We start from the raw sequence: 15,406 nt of genomic DNA, 5'->3' as shown, positions 1-15,406 counted from the left end.
TTTAAGCCGTACGGGGGGAACGGCCCATGATCTCACTGTATACCTTTATTCGCCCGAGTCTATACTAATCTTTTGCAGTAGGGTGATAAGAAGGTCTTCTTCCTCATCAGATAAATTATGGACGAGATCAGCATTAAACTCATCCATAATTCCTTGCAAAACAGGAGAAAATTCTAATGCCTTGACCGTTGGAGACAAAAGATAGGAACGGCGGTCATTCGGGTCCGGTTTCCGCTCAATGTAACCCGATTCCTCCAACTGTTTTACAGAGCGCGCAGTGGTTGCTTTGTCAAATTTGAGTTCATTCGTCAACTGTTCCTGTGTAATGCCCGGACGCTGCAAAATGAGCTTTAAAAAGCTGTGCTGACCACCACTGCCGATCCCATAAGGAGACAGTTTCTTGGACAGTATTTTTTGATTTCGCCGGTACAGGTGGGAAATCAGCTTTCCAATTGGTTTTTTTCTCATTAATTACACCCCAGTAGCTTAAAATGGAAAATTCGCAGGTAGAACCCAAGCAAATTCTACAACAATATGGTTGCGTACGCAACAAATTTACTATACACTAGAACTATTCATTTAGTTGCGCGTGCAACCAAACAATCATCGTCAACGATAAAGAGGTGCTTATCATGAGTTCAACTGCTACAACCGCCGCAACGTATCAGGAAAATACCGAAATTCAGAAGAAACGTTGGATGATTTTGATTGTATTGAATCTGTTTACGTTTATGTCCACGCTGGATGGAAGCATCGTTAATATTGCTCTCCCGGTGTTATCCCGTACGTTAAACTTACCCGTAGCACAGATTGAATGGGTTACAACTGCCTATTTGATGGCTATATGTACAGCTATTTTATTTTTTGGCAAGCTTGGAGATATGGTCGGCAAAATTAAAATATTCAAGATCGGCACGATCGTGTTCATCCTCGGCTCACTGCTGTGCGGTCTTAGTCATTCGTTGCCCATGCTGCTGATCTCCCGAATTATTCAGGCACTCGGAGCATCCATGACTATGGCCAACAGCCAAGGGATCGTCACGGATATCTTCCCTTCGACTGAACGGGGCAAAGCACTCGGCCTAATCGGAACCTTCGTTTCCCTCGGCAGTATCGCGGGACCCAGCTTGGGCGGCATTATCGTCTCTTCACTGGGCTGGCAATATATCTTCTGGGTCAATGTACCGATTGGTCTGGTGGCCGTTTTTCTCGGCTGGAAGCTGCTTCCAAAGGATCTGATCAAGGTGAAAGACAAGATCGACGTTCCCGGCAGTCTGGTGTTTGCGGTTTTTATCCTCGCTTTGTTCGCCGGATTGCTGCTGGGACAGCAGGTCGGATATGGAGACAGCCACATCGTTGCTCTGCTGGTGATTGCCGTGATTGCTTTTGCGGTGTTCCTTTGGGTGGAAATTCGCCGTCCACAGCCATTGTTGCAGCTCGCTTTATTCAAGAATCCGTTGTTCTCGCTCAGTATTCTGTGCGCTTTTCTCGTATTCGCTGCTAACTTCTGCTTTAATATCATTTCGCCTTTCTATGCGCAGAATATGCTGAACCTGTCGCCTTTTTATGCCGGGTTCCTGTTGATGCTGTTTCCAATCTCCATGGTTATCGTTGCCCCTCTCAGCGGTGCGCTTTCAGATAAAATCGGGTCTGAACTGCTCACCTTTGCCGGACTGGTAGTCATGGTAGTCGCCCAGATTGGCTTGGCTCGTCTCCATGCAGGCAGTCCCGTTCCGTTCGTGGGTCTGTGGATCGCTATGCTGGGTATCGGCAGTGGTTTATTCCAATCGCCGAACAACTCGCTGATCATGTCCAAGGTGCCCCGCACGCAGCTCGGCTCAGCCGGAAGCGTCAATTCACTGGTCCGTAATGTCGGTATGGTGGTAGGGATTACCTTAGCCACGTCGATCCTCTTTTATACCATGAGTAAAGAGGCCGGTTATCGGGTCACCGGATTGGTTCCGGGTCATCCGGAAATTTTTCTGGCAGGGATGCATGTGGTCTTTATGACTTCCGCGTCCATTTGTCTGGTGGCGGCACTGCTGACAGGCTGGCGGCTGATCGGGTCCAGACGGGCAAAGGTACAGGAGAAAAAGAAATAACGGATGTCAGAAGAACATAAACGCTCATAGACAGAACGGTTATGGTGGAAAACAATTTGAAAATGTGATATAAGGTGGCGCTTAGATGAAGTATTGCTATGAATGTGGAACAAAACTAATGGTGAAGGAGTGTGAAGGCGAAGGCCCTATTCCCTATTGCAATACATGTCAGGTCTTTCGGTTCCCGATATTCAGCACTGCAATTAGCACCGCTGTAATCAATCGGCAGAGAAATAGAGTGCTGCTCATACAGCAGTACAATATCAAGGATTTTATTTTGCTGGCTGGTTATGTGAACAAGGGCGAATCCGCCGAACAGACATTGGTGCGTGAGGTTATGGAAGAAGTGGGATTGCAAGTGGATGAGTATAAATATATGCGCAGCGAGTATTTTGACCGAACCCATACACTGATGCTGAATTTTGTATCCATTGTGAACGATGATAAGCTGGATGTTCTCAGCGCAGAGGTGGATCAAGCACGTTGGTTTACGCTGGATGAAGCCAAGCAGGTTATTTTGAAAAACAGCTTAGCCGAAGCCTTCCTGCTGAACATTATACAAAAGATTGAAGCCGGATTCATTTGAAGTGATTACAAGCGGCGGTACCGACGTCGGCACAGGTTAGCGCTGCCGTGGGATCGTCTCTTTTTTTGCTACAGATGAGGTCTATATTAGGGTTATTCGTATTGCCTTACACTTCTACAAGACGTCCGTTTTCTTTCCACGATTGCAGTATTTTCTCAAGCACCCACTGGTTTTTGTAACCATCCTCAAATACCGGAGCACGATCCACAGATTTCCCCCTTGCCAGTTCAACAAAGTCTCTATAGGCCGTATGATCATAGATTGCAGGGACAGCCCAAGTCTCGTATTCGGCATCCGGATGTTCCGGGTCACGCAGCACGATGCGTACATTTTCCGGGTTGTTAAGGCTGGCATGCAGCGTACCGAGTTCGCCATAGATATCGACTTCGATATCATGACGTTTGCCGATGGCATTTTTGTGCGTGATAAATGTCCCGACGGTATTATCGCCTACGATGCCATGGAAAGCAGCGAAGTCTTCCACATCCACTTTTACAGGCAGACCTGTGACCGGATCAGGCCGTTCGGGTGTGATCGTATGCAGCAGAGCTGCGACACTTTTAAATTCACCGACCAGAAAACGGGCCAGATCAATAATATGTGAGGCCGTATCACCTACCACTCCAGAACCTGCCTTGGCTAAATTATGGCGCCATGTATACGGATGCTGACGGTAAGGAGAGAAGCTATCCATCAGATAACGGAATTGAATGTTGTAGATTTTGCCCAGCTTTTGCTCATCCAGCAGTTGCTTGGTATATTGGAAGGCCGCACCGTAGCGATGCTTATAGTGAACCAGCAAAGGCACCGGATTCGCTGTATATAGCTTTTTCAACTGATCCGCTTCCTCCCATGTGAGAGTCAATGGTTTTTCTGCCAGTACAGCTTTGTGTTCTTCCAGCGCAATACGAATAATGTCAAAATGCACATCATTGGGTGTCAGTGACAGAATCGCATCTACCTCTGAGTCACGGATTAATGCTTCATAATGGGGGTACTGCTTGGAAGCAGGCAGCTCCAATTGCTCACCGATCAGGTGAAGGCGATTTTCATCCACATCACTAACGGCGACAATGGAAACCCCCGAGATGGTTTGTAGTGATCTAATGTGATATTCAGCGATACGGCCAAGACCGATGACACCCATATGAATGGGTTTGGTTGGGGAGATGGAGGTATTCATGTGTTCAGGCTTCCCTTCTCTTCAAATGGTTTAATATCTACAACAAATTCCTTTTTGCTATGCAGTATCACCCATAGCTTTGTAGAATAGTCTCGACAAAAGCGATCGTCGTAATCTTCAATTCAACAGACCGATGGCGGACAGTGAATTGTGTTTTCCCATACAAAAAAGGATCTGCATCCCGTTATCCGGTTTTGCAGATCCTTTGTATACCTTTTCTATATCGAGCTACATTAAAAATGTACCTACGACAAAAGCTACCCCGACAATGATCGAGCGCAGCAGTTGCGCCAGAGCCACATTGCCTTTGGCAATTTCCTCACTTACCTTGGTACGCGGTGTCACCAGATCAAAAATAATATACACCAGACACAGCACCACAATGCCCACAGCCGACCAAATCAGCATATCGAGCCATGAATGACTGCTGTAGGACACCATCCCCACAATAATACACAGACCTAGCAGCTTTGCCCCCATATAGATGCCTGCCGCCTCATTGCCGCGTGCAATTTCTTGATTATCGTTATAACGTGTCAGCAAGCTGAACACAAAATACCCTACGATTAAGATGGCAAACAGGATAAGCAGGCCGATGCCTACATTGCCCAATGCGTTGCCCAAGCTGATATGTGAGTCCAATCTTCTTCCTCCTTATGGATATTTATCAATGTGAATAGATATGTTCGAATAGATAAGCTGAGCTTAAAAGTTACCTATCGTGCCACTGCGCAGACGGATGGTGCTTCGCTTGTACAGCACCATCCGCCTACTCCGTTTTTATATTCATTTTTTCAAGTTCGACTTATATAGTTGTTAGCAGGGGGATTAGGAGATGCGGCGGGAATGGCGGCGGCGCAATAATAGGCCATATCGCCAGTTACCTTTTCCCCAATTCGGGGCAGAATGCCCGCAAAACGTCCGCCAATCACGAATACGCCTGTCAGCACGTAGCCGCGATACAGTCCTTCTTCGGTCTGCACCTCCGCGTCCTGCATCGGCCATAGCTGCTGATAAATCTTGGGCTGAGCTTCGTAATAGGCGGCAATATGTGCGGCCTCCTCCTGCTCTGGAGCTTCTTCAACCTCTACTATGACTTTGGCATCCGCCATTTCCACTTCGGTTTTGATATGCTCGATCAGGTGCGTCCCTTTGCCCTCCCGTCCCCATATACCCTTGGCTACATAAGGCTCTCCGGTCTGTATAAACAACGATGGTTCAAAATACGTGGGCAGCAGGTAGGTTCGTATGATCTCCAGCTCCCGGTCGTCGAACAGACGGAACCCGCAGAACTCGGGCGTCTGCTCATTGCGCTCATACAGTGACCATATGGTAGCGGTGAATCCCTTGCTCTGGGTAATGATATGCTGCGGCGGATTGATCAGTCCTATTTTCCCGTCCGCCACCATATCCATCAGCGCCTGCCCCACCTCCAGTCCTGTATCGTCCTCACGGTCTTCAATCAGATATTCCAGCGGATACAGGCGATAGAGAATGTGTATCTGCTCTCCCCGATGGTACAATCCTTCATTCGGAATAATCTCCAATTCTTCCAAGGGCGCATATGCCACTTCAAACCCGGCTTGTTCACACAAACGCATGATATATTTCGTATTCGTCTGATCCTCGATATGCCAGTCATAGCAGGTGAAATAGACCTTCATCCCTAATCCTTTGCCGCTATAAAAATGAATCAAATCCGTCATCGCGGACTGGATCGCCTCATCCATACCAGTCGACGGTCCATATAGCGCAGCAGTATCGTCCCCGGATGCTTTCAATCCTCTCAACAGCTCCAGCAGCTTTCCTTCGAGGTAGGCCACCTCGGGAATTCCAGTGGGGGTATCGGTGTTGTTCTCAATACACTTGATACCTGCTTCACTCACAATCCAGTCCTGACGGGTAATACCGTCCGGCGCAGCCTCCATACGCGCAGCACGCAGCAGACCCGGATGAATCCCCAGCCGTTCCACCAGATACTCATCTGGCATATAACGCTGGACGAATTGCTGTACCTTGCGATAAATGCTATGTACCGCCTCAGAAGCAGCCTGAAGCTCTGCCAGCTCTGTTTCCTGATAAAGCGTTAGCGCAGGTAGGCAATAGGGTTTGCCATACATACGATGGTACGGAATCCTGAGACTGATTTCACCTTTAAAAAGCTCGTCATGCTCATAGGGCAGTTGCTGAATGGTACGCATATTCATCTTAGCCCCCGGAATAAGATCCGCTACGCGAGCCGCTGCTGCCAAAACCGCTGTACGAGCTGGAGGACTTGCTCTTGCGGTAAGAGCTGGAAGAATGGCTGCTGTTATAGGAGGATGTTCCATAATAATAAGTCGAGCCGCCATAGGAATAACCGCTGCTGCCAGAATCCCGGCACGCTGTCTGCTCCGATACGGGAAGCTCATCGCAGTCATAATACTCATCGTCACCGCAACCCGTCAGAGCGGCTGGTACAGCCAGCATCAGGGCAAAGGCCGCCATCCGTGCACGAGAGCCGGGTCTGGATTTCACTTGCTCCCAAGAGTGCTCCATCACAGATCGACCTCCTTCACAAACAGATGCACCTTTTTCAGCTGCGGGTCCAGTACCGAATAAATAAACTCATACGTTTTGCCGCCCAGCACCGTATAATGGTCGAGCAAGCGTTGAGCAAGCTCCAGGGTAAATACCGAGCCTTCCCGTTGTTCCATCCTGCGAAATGCAGGTTCATGCCATTCCCAGTAAAACGCGCTGAACGAGGAAGCATAGCCGCCCTCACCTGCCAGCACGAGGTCCGTGATCGACGTACCGTAAGGCTTCGCACCTTCTCCTGTAAACTCGGTCACATAGACGGAATGTTCTGTATGATCCTCGCTCTCATTCGAGATATGCGCCCACAATCTGCCGTCGAGCCGTGTGGCATCTACAAGCTTGCGCAGAAACAGCTCATCTCCCGACACGGATTCCCGTATCAGGCTACGCAGTTCCTTTTGACTGTCTTCCGACCATTCGCGATACGTTAATGAATAATAAATGATGATTCCCTTCCCTTCCCTTCCTGCACGCTTCTGTGATGAGGCTGCTTGCGTTACGAATCAAAGCGCTGCTGTTGTCGTTCACTATACGAAATTCTACCGTGAAAAGGTTCATTTTGGAAGAAAAACACACCAAAAAGCCGCAATCCCCGGGATTACGGCTTTGTTCTCAGCTACTACAGCTTGATATTCTTCTCGTCAAAATATTCCTCCAGCGTCATTCCCTGCTTGGCTACATCCTCCGCAATGTCTACTCCCACATAACGGATATGCCAAGGCTCGTATACATAGCCGGTCGTATCTTCCTTGCCCTTCATATAACGAATAATAAATCCGTATTCCGGCGCATGCTTCTCCAGCCACTCGCCTTCCTTGGAGGCTCCGAAGGATTGCTCGAGCACATTGCCTACGCTTGGACTGGATACATCAATCGCCAATCCTGTCTGGTGCTCGCTTGTACCCGGTACAGCACTGACTTTCGAGGCGTATTCCTGCCCCTTTGTCTTCACATTGTTGTTAAAAATGGAAACCTGACGCTTATAGGAACGGTATCCCGATACAGCACGCAGCTCAATGCCGTCCTTCTTCGCACCGTCAAACAACTTCTCCAGCGCTTCTGCTGCTTCCTTACGCATATGCCGCTTCTCATGTGGACCTTCGAAGGAAAAAGGCACCTTCGGCTCCACCAGATCATCCGGGGCATAGCCTACAGGCAAGCTGCGCTTTTTGTTCACCACGACTGTATCAGACGTCGCGTTAGTGACGATCGCCGTACCACCATCTTCCTCCACCGTGGCTTGCAGCGCACTCCCGCTTCGCAGCGTCATCACGGGATCTGCCTGTTCGCTTCCTGTACCCGCCGGGGCTTGTCCAGTACCCGATTCAGTGCTACTATTGCTCGCATTATTCGACTGGGTAGCAGGCTGCACGTTCTCCTGCGTCGTCGGGGATGATTTCAGCGGCTGGCTTTCCTGTCCGCCCGAACCTCCCTGTTGGCACGCCGCCAACAACAGCCCCGGCAGAATCAGTCCCGGGATAAGCGCCTTGGTCCAGCGCTGAGGGGTTCGTTTCTGTTGCATATGTTGTTTCATGCGGGTATCTCCTCCAATATTACACTTGATGCATGGCTTGCTATAGTTTTCGTTTTCCTATTGTAACTAAACTTTCGACACTCTTCGAAGCTGTTATCCGGTTCGATGAAGCTGAATAGGCGCGAAAAAGAAAGGATAGCCCCTAATTATTGCGGAGTATGACGTTTTTTCGAAATTGTGACCCGGGCGCGCTCGGCTACACGCTCACGTATGAGCTTCAACGCCTCTTCCACACGGGGCAGTCCCGGCAGTAATGCCGTAATATCCGCTTCATTCACTGGAGCAAGCTTCTGCGGCAGGCGAATCTCAATAGCATGAAAGCCCGCGCCTGGACGGTGCAATGCTCCTTCGACGGCAGATTCAGCAATCCATTCGCTGATCGCCGCCGATCCGCTACGTGCGCCCTCTGACCGCGAGGTCGGCTCAAGCGCGGGAGATGCCCCCTGCACATGGGACAGTTCACCTGCCCAAGCGCTGAATACGAATTCCAGCAGCGCTTCGCGCGTCATGCCGATCAGCTCCAGACCGAGCAGCGGATCGCTTCCCAGCCCGACCTGGAGAGCCTTCCTGGCTTCTTCGGCGGCACCAACGCCGTCCTCCAGGCTGGATGTAGCCGTATCGGCTGCTGCCTGAACGACTTCATCCAGCGAGGGGCAGGCTTCCCCCTGCATAAAACGGTAAATGTCCCAAGGCTCCGCCTTTAGCTGCTCCAGCCATGCCGTTCGCTGTTCCGGGTTCAATACAGGCACGGAGCCCGTCCAGCGGACAGCCTGAGCAGTCGCCGAACCGTTTTTCGTTCCGTACCCCTCTACATCTGCCTCCCATTGACCGTCAGTTACCCGCAGCTTCACTCGCGGCCTTGTCATCGTCTTCATCCTTTCTGTGCTTACTCAATCCATATATCGTTTTGCAGCGCAATCAGACCGCGTAATTCATCGTCAGACATTTCCGTCAGCCAATGCTCACCAGAGCCGACAACCTGCTCGGAAAGCGCCTTTTTGCTCTCGATCAGCTCGTCGATCCGTTCCTCCAGCGTACCTTGGCAAATCAGCTTATGCACCTGCACGTTTCGGCTTTGACCGATGCGGAATACTCGGTCCGTCGCCTGATTTTCCACCGCAGGATTCCACCAGCGGTCATAGTGAATAACATGACTGGCACGCGTCAGATTCAAGCCGACGCCGCCTGCCCGCAAGGAAAGCACGAATATATTCGGCCCTTCCCCCTGCTGGAAATTGTGGACGATTTCGTCCCGTCTGGTTTTCGCCAGCCCCCCATGCAGGAAATACGGTTCTTCCCCGAAAATCCGGGCCAGCCGTGCTACCAGCAGCTCTCCCATAGACACATATTGGGTGAAAATCAGAGCGGATTCTCCATTCTCCCGAATAGTTTCCACCAGCTCCAGCAGCCGTTCCATTTTCCCCGAATTTTCGGTTTTTCCTGTGTCAGCGCGGCCCGGAATGATCAGACCCGGATGGTCACAAATTTGCTTCAGCTTGGTCAGCGAAGACAGGACAAGCCCCTTGCGGGCGATACCGATCTGCCCGTCTAGTGTCCCCATGAGTTGATCCACCACGCCGCGATACAATCCAGCCTGCTCCGGTGTCAGCACACAATATGATTTCAGTTCCAGCTTCTCCGGCAAATCCTTGCGTATATCCGGGTCGCTTTTGAGTCGACGCAGCATGAACGGCGAGACGAGACGAGACAGCTCGCGCAGCGCGGCCCCTCTTTCCTCTCCCGCGATACTGTAACGCTGACGGAACGAAGAAGAAGTGCCGAGATAACCCGGATTCAGAAATTGAAAAATGGACCACAGCTCACTCAGCCGGTTCTCCACTGGGGTACCCGTCATGGCAATCCGATGCGGTGCCGACAGCTTCATCACGCTCTGTGCCTGCTTTGTCCGTGCATTTTTAATATATTGCGCTTCATCCAGCACGATGGAGGACCAATAGACCGCAGATAAGTCACTGCCGTCCCGGCCCGCCAAATGGTAGGTCGTGAGGACGATATCATACTCGCGGACGCTTTCTTGAAATGTCTCCCCATGAAGTCGCTGGTTGCCGTGATGAATATACAGTGATAAATCCGGCGAAAAACGCTTCAACTCCCGCTGCCAGTTACCGAGCAGCGAGGTCGGACAGACGATCAGCGCCGGACGCTGATCCGCGGCCCCGATGCCGCCATCGAGCAGGCAGGTAATCACCTGAATTGTTTTACCGAGTCCCATGTCGTCTGCAAGGCAGACGCCGAAGCCCAACCCGCGCATGGCAGCCAGCCATTGGAAGCCGCGCTCCTGATAAGGACGTAATGCGCCATGCAGCGTCTTCGGTACAGGGCGCGGCTCCACAGAACGAAGCACGCCGCCCTCAACGAGAGAGGCCAGCAACCCGGCGGATTCCGCGCCGAAGATGGACAGGCCCTTCCATGAGGCCTCGCCTGCACCTTCATTTTCTGCGGCCAGATGCATCCACTCGGACAAGGTCATTTCACCGTCTTCGCCGCGCTTGATAAAACGCAGCACCTGACGTATTTCCTTCGGATCGACCTCAATCCATTCGCCTCCCAAACGTACATACGGCAAATTGGCCGCGACGATGCTTTCCAATTCCTCCACCGTCAAGGTCGTATCGCCCAGCACAGCCTCGGCATCAAAGGAAATCATACGGTTAATGCCGACCGTCGATGTGTCGGCAATCACGCCTTCCGGCGGTGCGCCTCGCTCCGCCGAACGCATTTTGAGCCGCAGGCCTGCGCGGCGGCGGCCCTCCCGGCTCCAGCGTGAAGGCATTTGCACGGTGGTGCCGTTCTTTTGCAGAGCGGGCACGGCTTCCGTCAGGAAGCGAAAGAACATCTCTGGCTCCAGCGTGAGGCCCTCGGGATAAGGGCGACTTAACGCTTCTTGCAGTATCGGCGCCGCTTCGGCCGCCTGTCCAAGCCGCAGCAGCAGCTGTGCCTGCACTTGGCGATACACGATGGTTCCACGCACCAGATCGCGCTCGGGATGCGCCCACAGCGCCAAAGCAGGCAGTCGCAACCCCGGCTCGGCATCACTTTCCACCCAAAAGGTAATACGCCATTCCTTCACATTCTCTTCCAGTGAAGGCTCCAGACGAAGGCACAGACGAACCTGCCCTTCGATCGGCTCCTGATCCTTCCGTTCCGTGACTGGCATTGCGCTTCCTTCAAGAGAGGACGCTTGAAGAACCAGTTCCTCCATCTCTGCGGGCGTTCCCTGAATCGCCACCGGGCGGGAACCTGTCAGCAGACTGTTCCACCACAGCTCCGCCAGCGGCGATCCTCCGCGCCGATACTCTGCGCGATAACGACCCAGCTCACGGTCTGATGCTGCCAACACCGCGGTCGTTTCCGCATGGATGACCGCACACAGGAAGGAATACAGCACGATCCCCGCTGCATCCTCCCGTGTTTCCGGCTCCTTGCCCGCGAAGACGGCGGGAGCCGCCATGCAGACGGCAGGCATCGCAGCAGCCAGCTCATGAAAGCGGCGAACGTCCTCTTCCAGACGCAGCCGGGGAATCCACACCCCAACCGCCGCCTCCGGGCCACGACGACGCGGTCCCGATGGACGCGCCTCTGTAAGCGATGGCGCAATTTCGCCCCGCTGCATCAGCTCCAGGGCAAAATAAGCGGCCTTTTGCCAATATTGCATTTCCTCGCCCAGCGTAACGCCCGATGCCGCACAGCCCTTCTCGTCCATGCGGGTCAGCAGCGCCATCGTCTCGCGCGGTTCCAGTGCCAAACCCTCCAATGTGCGCCCCAGCATGGAACGTCTTTTGCCACCTCTGCCCGCGGTTTCCACACGAGCAGTGTTCGGTATCCGTACCTCAGCAAGACGCAACGCAGCCTGCCGAAACGGCCGAAGGTCTCCCTTTAGCGTCAGCCTGCGGATCACACTGCTCCACGCATCAATACGTGGTTCCGACGTCTCACCAGAAAAGCAAAAAAACACATCTCCGAGCCATATTCCATAAAGCGGTTGATTCATATCTGTCTCCCGTCCAGCCTTTTGAATTATTACTCTTCATCATATACGAAAACGGGCTCTTTTCAAAACTTTATCGCAAAAATAAATGGAAACTCATAAGTTAATAACCTTTAATATTCATGTGGTTAACTATAAATATTCATGTGGTTAACTATAAATAAGAGACTCCATCTATAGGATCAATTATCTTTTTCTTCATCATCCGCATTATCATCTTTTAGATAAGGATTCAGGCTGTCTTGCAGCTGTTGCTTGACTCGCATACGCAGCTCTTTCGGGTATACAACCTCGGCCTCCGGCCCGTATTTTAACAGAAGTCGGGATACATATTTAAATTCTTCAGACGGAATATATCCCTGCCATTCCTGACCCTGCCCTTCCTGATGGGAGACATTCTGGAAGAGGGGATCTGATTCCGCCAGCCGGGCACCAAACGCGGTAAACTTTATTTTTGACGGAATTCCCGTACGAGAATCATCCGAAGCCATCCATTCCCGAAGTGTGGGAAGGCTGGGTAAGGTTTGTTCCAGCATCGTCATTGCGATTACCCGATCTGAACGGTACAGGATAATCCGGTCTTTGCTATGCGCTGGCATGTACCAGTATCCGTGATCAAAATATAGCCCAACCGGATATACTTCAGTCCACTTTTCCCCGGAAGCGGAGCGGTAATGCATCTTCACCTGGCGCTTATTCAACGCAGCCTCCAAAATGAGCGAGGTGTAGGGCGACTCTGCGTGAGTAGGCATCATGCGAAAAGAGATATAATCCTTCAATTGATCAATGCTGTCCCGTACATCCTGTGGAAGCCCGGCATAATAATGCTCGGATACATGCCTCCGAACCGATCCAAAAGGAATATCCGGAATGTCTTCCAGCAGTTGCAGCATGAGAAAAAGACCGAGGGCCTCGTCGCGGGCAAGATGAAGAGGCGGAAGAAGTCGATTGGGAAGCGCCCGGTACCCGCCATGAGGACCGGTTTCGGTATAAAGGGGTAACCCGGTCTGCTGCAAATAGTCAAGATCTCTTTGTATCGTCCTGACGGAGACGTCAAAACGCTCGGCAAGCTCACGTGCCGTATATTTTTTTCGGGAATCCAGTATCCTCATAAGAGCAATTCGGCGTTCGTTCATAAGGTACTCCTTGTTATCAAAATTTAAATGTATACGTCTGTTTAACTACGACAAAGTATGTCATAAATACATTGTAGCATAGGAGATAGAAAGGAGCGATGAACTATGAAGGATACAAAGCCACGCAACAAAATCGTGCTGTATATTGCCATGAGTCTCGACGGGTATATAGCGCTACCGGATGGCTCGGTGGACTGGCTGTATGATGTCAAAGGGGATGGCGGGGACAATGGATATGCAGACTTTTACGACACCGTAGGCACGGTGCTGATGGGCAGGTTAACGTATGAGGAGGTATTGAAGCTTTCAGATGATTTCCCTTATGCCGGCAAGCCGTGTTATGTACTCACCCGGTCATTAACAGAGCAACAGCAAGCCCCACATGTTACATTTACGGACGAAGCCCTGACTGAACTGGTTCCGCGTCTACAAGAACAATCGGAAGGTGCGGTATGGCTAGTCGGTGGAGGCCAGTTAGTTCAGGCCTTCATGCAAGCGGGACTGCTGGAGAAAGCTATCATTGCGATTATTCCTAAGGTACTCGGACGAGGAATACCGTTATTTCCAGAAGGAACGCTGCCAAGTACGTTTGAACTCAAAGAAATAGAACGCCGCGGGGACATTGCTCTGCTCCACTATCATATATAAGCCGAACTTGAAAAATGAACATAAAAACGGAGTAGGCGGAATGGTGCTGTACAAGCGAAGCGGTCGCTTTTGTCCCCGGATTTCTACCCTTATAAAGGACAATATTCAAGAAATCCGGGGGCGGTGGCGATGGGAAGCACCATCCGTCTGCGCAGTGGCACGATAGGCAGCTTTTAAGTGCAGCTTTTATATATATAATTTTGTTTACAGAAAAGCCTTCGTATTTCAGGATCATGCAATCTCCCTGACATACGAAGGCTTTATCACGTGCTTTTAATCATTATTTGGTCTTCAAATTATCCCACGTGCTCTGGAAATCCTCGAACAGCTTCCCGGCATCCGATTTACCCGCCACATAGGCTTGCATCTGACTGCCGAATTCCTGCTGCGCTCCTTCGGGATAGCGGCTAAAGAACCAGCCCAGCAGCTTGTTTTCCTTACTGTATTTCACCACTTCGGCACCCAATTGGCCCATATCGGCCTCTGACCCTTTTATGCTCTTGAACGCCGGAATGAATTTGAATTCCTTGGTGATATACTTTTTACCCTGCTCGGATGTCACCATCCAGTTTAAAAACTCCTTCGCCTCGGCTTTGACAGATGAATTTTTGTTAACCACCCAGTTGTTGGCGACTCCTACAAACATCTTATCTCCGGCTGCGACGTCTTCACCAATCGGCATAGGCAGAATTCCCAGATTCAGCTTCGGATTAATCCCGTCAATTTGTACCTGGGTCCAGTTCCCTTGCTGCATCATGGCGGCCTTGCCAGTAGCAAAATTCGTGACCTGAGTATTGTAATCGGTTGTCAGCGGTTTGGAGTTGCCATACTTGAGTGTCAGATCGAACAACTTAATCCACTCTGCGAATACAGCGTTGCCCGGGATTTTGGTCGTTCCATCATTCAGTCCCTTCACAAAGGCTGACGGGTCCGGCTGATTGGCAAATGCCACGTTCAGCAAATGATTCCCCAGCACCCAAAACTCCTGATATCCATTAGAAAAAGGGGTAATGCCTGCGGCTTGGAGCTTTTGGGCAGCCGCTTCCAGCTCGGACAGCGTTTTGGGTGTCTCCGTAATACCCGCCTTCTTGAACAAATCCTTGTTATAAATGAAGCCGTAGCCCTCCAGATTCATCGGCTGACCGTACAGCTTGCCGTCCTTGCTCATCGGCTCCTTGGCGACATCGACCACATCACCGACCCAAGGCTGATCAGACAAGTCCTCCAAATATTCCAGCCACGTATCCAGCTCGCGGTAGCCTCCCACGTTAAAAATATCTGGCTGCTCCCCGGAGGCAAACTTCGCCTTCAAGGCCGCCCCGTAGTCGCTACCTCCGCCCACTGTCTGAATATCGAGCTTGATTCCCGGATGGGACGCTTCATATTCCGCCTTCATGCGATTGAGCGCTTCTGCAATTTCCACCTTGAACTGAAAAATATGAATGGTCTTTTCCTTGGCTTCCTCTTTTCCTGCATTTTGTTCACCACCGCTACTGTTACAACCTGCCAGAACAAGTGCAAAAGCAGCGAGAAGCAGAATCAGAGCTTGGGCTTTCTTTTTAAAAGTATGCGTTTTCATAATCATGTTCCTTTCTATTCTAAATTCATATCAGATGAACTCGAAAAATTCA

At 51.0% G+C, this 15,406-nt stretch carries 14 protein-coding genes; 3 read left to right on the top strand and 11 right to left on the bottom strand.

Annotation, left to right across the window (positions count from 1 at the left end):
• Positions 1-45: 45 nt before the first annotated feature.
• Positions 46-468 carry a MarR family winged helix-turn-helix transcriptional regulator gene (locus AC0WRU_RS03225; RefSeq protein WP_025685891.1) on the bottom strand — a complete coding sequence of 141 codons (423 nt, stop codon included), beginning with the start codon at positions 466-468 and terminating at the stop codon, positions 46-48.
• A gap of 164 nt (positions 469-632) precedes the next feature.
• Between AC0WRU_RS03225 and AC0WRU_RS03220 the strand changes: the two genes are divergently transcribed.
• Positions 633-2,102: an MFS transporter gene (locus AC0WRU_RS03220; RefSeq protein WP_476127189.1), complete on the top strand. Its 1,470-nt coding sequence runs from the start codon at positions 633-635 to the stop codon at positions 2,100-2,102.
• Positions 2,103-2,187: 85 nt separating this feature from the next.
• Complete coding sequence (locus AC0WRU_RS03215) at positions 2,188-2,688, top strand: NAD(+) diphosphatase (protein WP_476127188.1); 501 nt, start codon at positions 2,188-2,190, stop codon at positions 2,686-2,688.
• A gap of 106 nt (positions 2,689-2,794) precedes the next feature.
• Here AC0WRU_RS03215 and AC0WRU_RS03210 read toward each other — a convergent pair whose 3' ends face one another.
• The 9 genes from AC0WRU_RS03210 to AC0WRU_RS03170 form a co-directional block, all read right to left on the bottom strand.
• A complete protein-coding gene (locus AC0WRU_RS03210; RefSeq protein ID WP_476127187.1) occupies positions 2,795-3,871 on the bottom strand; it encodes a Gfo/Idh/MocA family protein in 1,077 nt (358 codons plus the stop codon).
• A gap of 228 nt (positions 3,872-4,099) precedes the next feature.
• Complete coding sequence (locus AC0WRU_RS03205; RefSeq protein ID WP_476127186.1) at positions 4,100-4,513, bottom strand: DUF350 domain-containing protein; 414 nt, start codon at positions 4,511-4,513, stop codon at positions 4,100-4,102.
• Between the two features lie 152 nt (positions 4,514-4,665).
• Positions 4,666-6,078 carry a glutathionylspermidine synthase family protein gene (locus tag AC0WRU_RS03200; protein ID WP_476127185.1) on the bottom strand — a complete coding sequence of 471 codons (1,413 nt, stop codon included), beginning with the start codon at positions 6,076-6,078 and terminating at the stop codon, positions 4,666-4,668.
• Between the two features lies 1 nt (position 6,079).
• The gene (locus AC0WRU_RS03195; protein ID WP_476128548.1) at positions 6,080-6,409 is read right to left on the bottom strand and encodes a hypothetical protein; all 330 of its coding nucleotides are present in this window, start codon (positions 6,407-6,409) and stop codon (positions 6,080-6,082) included.
• Positions 6,409-6,816, bottom strand: coding sequence for a hypothetical protein (locus tag AC0WRU_RS03190; RefSeq protein ID WP_245233434.1), 408 nt, complete (start codon positions 6,814-6,816; stop codon positions 6,409-6,411). Before AC0WRU_RS03190 ends, AC0WRU_RS03195 begins: the two co-directional genes overlap by 1 nt.
• A 251-nt stretch (positions 6,817-7,067) precedes the next feature.
• A complete protein-coding gene (locus tag AC0WRU_RS03185; protein WP_476127184.1) occupies positions 7,068-7,982 on the bottom strand; it encodes a M15 family metallopeptidase in 915 nt (304 codons plus the stop codon).
• Positions 7,983-8,128: 146 nt separating this feature from the next.
• Positions 8,129-8,848: a phosphoribosylglycinamide synthetase gene (locus AC0WRU_RS03180; RefSeq protein WP_476127182.1), complete on the bottom strand. Its 720-nt coding sequence runs from the start codon at positions 8,846-8,848 to the stop codon at positions 8,129-8,131.
• Positions 8,849-8,868: 20 nt separating this feature from the next.
• Positions 8,869-11,994, bottom strand: a complete 3,126-nt coding sequence (locus AC0WRU_RS03175; RefSeq protein WP_476127180.1) for a DEAD/DEAH box helicase — start codon at positions 11,992-11,994, stop codon at positions 8,869-8,871.
• Between the two features lie 179 nt (positions 11,995-12,173).
• On the bottom strand, positions 12,174-13,127 hold the full coding sequence (locus tag AC0WRU_RS03170; protein WP_476127179.1) for a helix-turn-helix transcriptional regulator: 954 nt from the start codon (positions 13,125-13,127) through the stop codon (positions 12,174-12,176).
• A gap of 105 nt (positions 13,128-13,232) precedes the next feature.
• Here AC0WRU_RS03170 and AC0WRU_RS03165 point away from each other — a divergent pair, with 105 nt between their 5' ends.
• On the top strand, positions 13,233-13,775 hold the full coding sequence (locus AC0WRU_RS03165) for a dihydrofolate reductase family protein (RefSeq protein WP_476127177.1): 543 nt from the start codon (positions 13,233-13,235) through the stop codon (positions 13,773-13,775).
• A 280-nt stretch (positions 13,776-14,055) separates the two neighbouring features.
• On the opposite strand, the gene AC0WRU_RS03160 is transcribed toward AC0WRU_RS03165, so the two are convergent.
• Positions 14,056-15,354 (bottom strand): ABC transporter substrate-binding protein, encoded by a 1,299-nt coding sequence (locus AC0WRU_RS03160; protein WP_476127176.1) that lies wholly within the window; start codon positions 15,352-15,354, stop codon positions 14,056-14,058.
• Positions 15,355-15,406 lie beyond the last annotated feature (52 nt).

It is taken from the genome of Paenibacillus sp. 1-8 (assembly GCF_056316205.1).
The sequence above is the reverse complement of the archived record's forward strand: the minus strand, read 5'-3'. Positions and strand labels throughout refer to the sequence as shown.

Excerpts from the sequence above, each read along its gene's own strand:
- AC0WRU_RS03165 (WP_476127177.1), top strand. The coding sequence starts at position 13,233 with ATGAAGGATACAAAGCCACGCAACAAAATCGTGCTGTATATTGCCATG.
- AC0WRU_RS03170 (WP_476127179.1), bottom strand. The coding sequence starts at position 13,127 with ATGAACGAACGCCGAATTGCTCTTATGAGGATACTGGATTCCCGAAAA.
- AC0WRU_RS03180 (WP_476127182.1), bottom strand. The coding sequence starts at position 8,848 with ATGACAAGGCCGCGAGTGAAGCTGCGGGTAACTGACGGTCAATGGGAG.
- AC0WRU_RS03195 (WP_476128548.1), bottom strand. The coding sequence starts at position 6,409 with ATGGAGCACTCTTGGGAGCAAGTGAAATCCAGACCCGGCTCTCGTGCA.
- AC0WRU_RS03220 (WP_476127189.1), top strand. The coding sequence starts at position 633 with ATGAGTTCAACTGCTACAACCGCCGCAACGTATCAGGAAAATACCGAA.
- AC0WRU_RS03215 (WP_476127188.1), top strand. The coding sequence starts at position 2,188 with ATGAAGTATTGCTATGAATGTGGAACAAAACTAATGGTGAAGGAGTGT.
- AC0WRU_RS03175 (WP_476127180.1), bottom strand. The coding sequence starts at position 11,994 with ATGAATCAACCGCTTTATGGAATATGGCTCGGAGATGTGTTTTTTTGC.
- AC0WRU_RS03225 (WP_025685891.1), bottom strand. The coding sequence starts at position 468 with ATGAGAAAAAAACCAATTGGAAAGCTGATTTCCCACCTGTACCGGCGA.
- AC0WRU_RS03200 (WP_476127185.1), bottom strand. The coding sequence starts at position 6,078 with ATGAATATGCGTACCATTCAGCAACTGCCCTATGAGCATGACGAGCTT.
- AC0WRU_RS03185 (WP_476127184.1), bottom strand. The coding sequence starts at position 7,982 with ATGAAACAACATATGCAACAGAAACGAACCCCTCAGCGCTGGACCAAG.
- AC0WRU_RS03210 (WP_476127187.1), bottom strand. The coding sequence starts at position 3,871 with ATGAATACCTCCATCTCCCCAACCAAACCCATTCATATGGGTGTCATC.
- AC0WRU_RS03160 (WP_476127176.1), bottom strand. The coding sequence starts at position 15,354 with ATGAAAACGCATACTTTTAAAAAGAAAGCCCAAGCTCTGATTCTGCTT.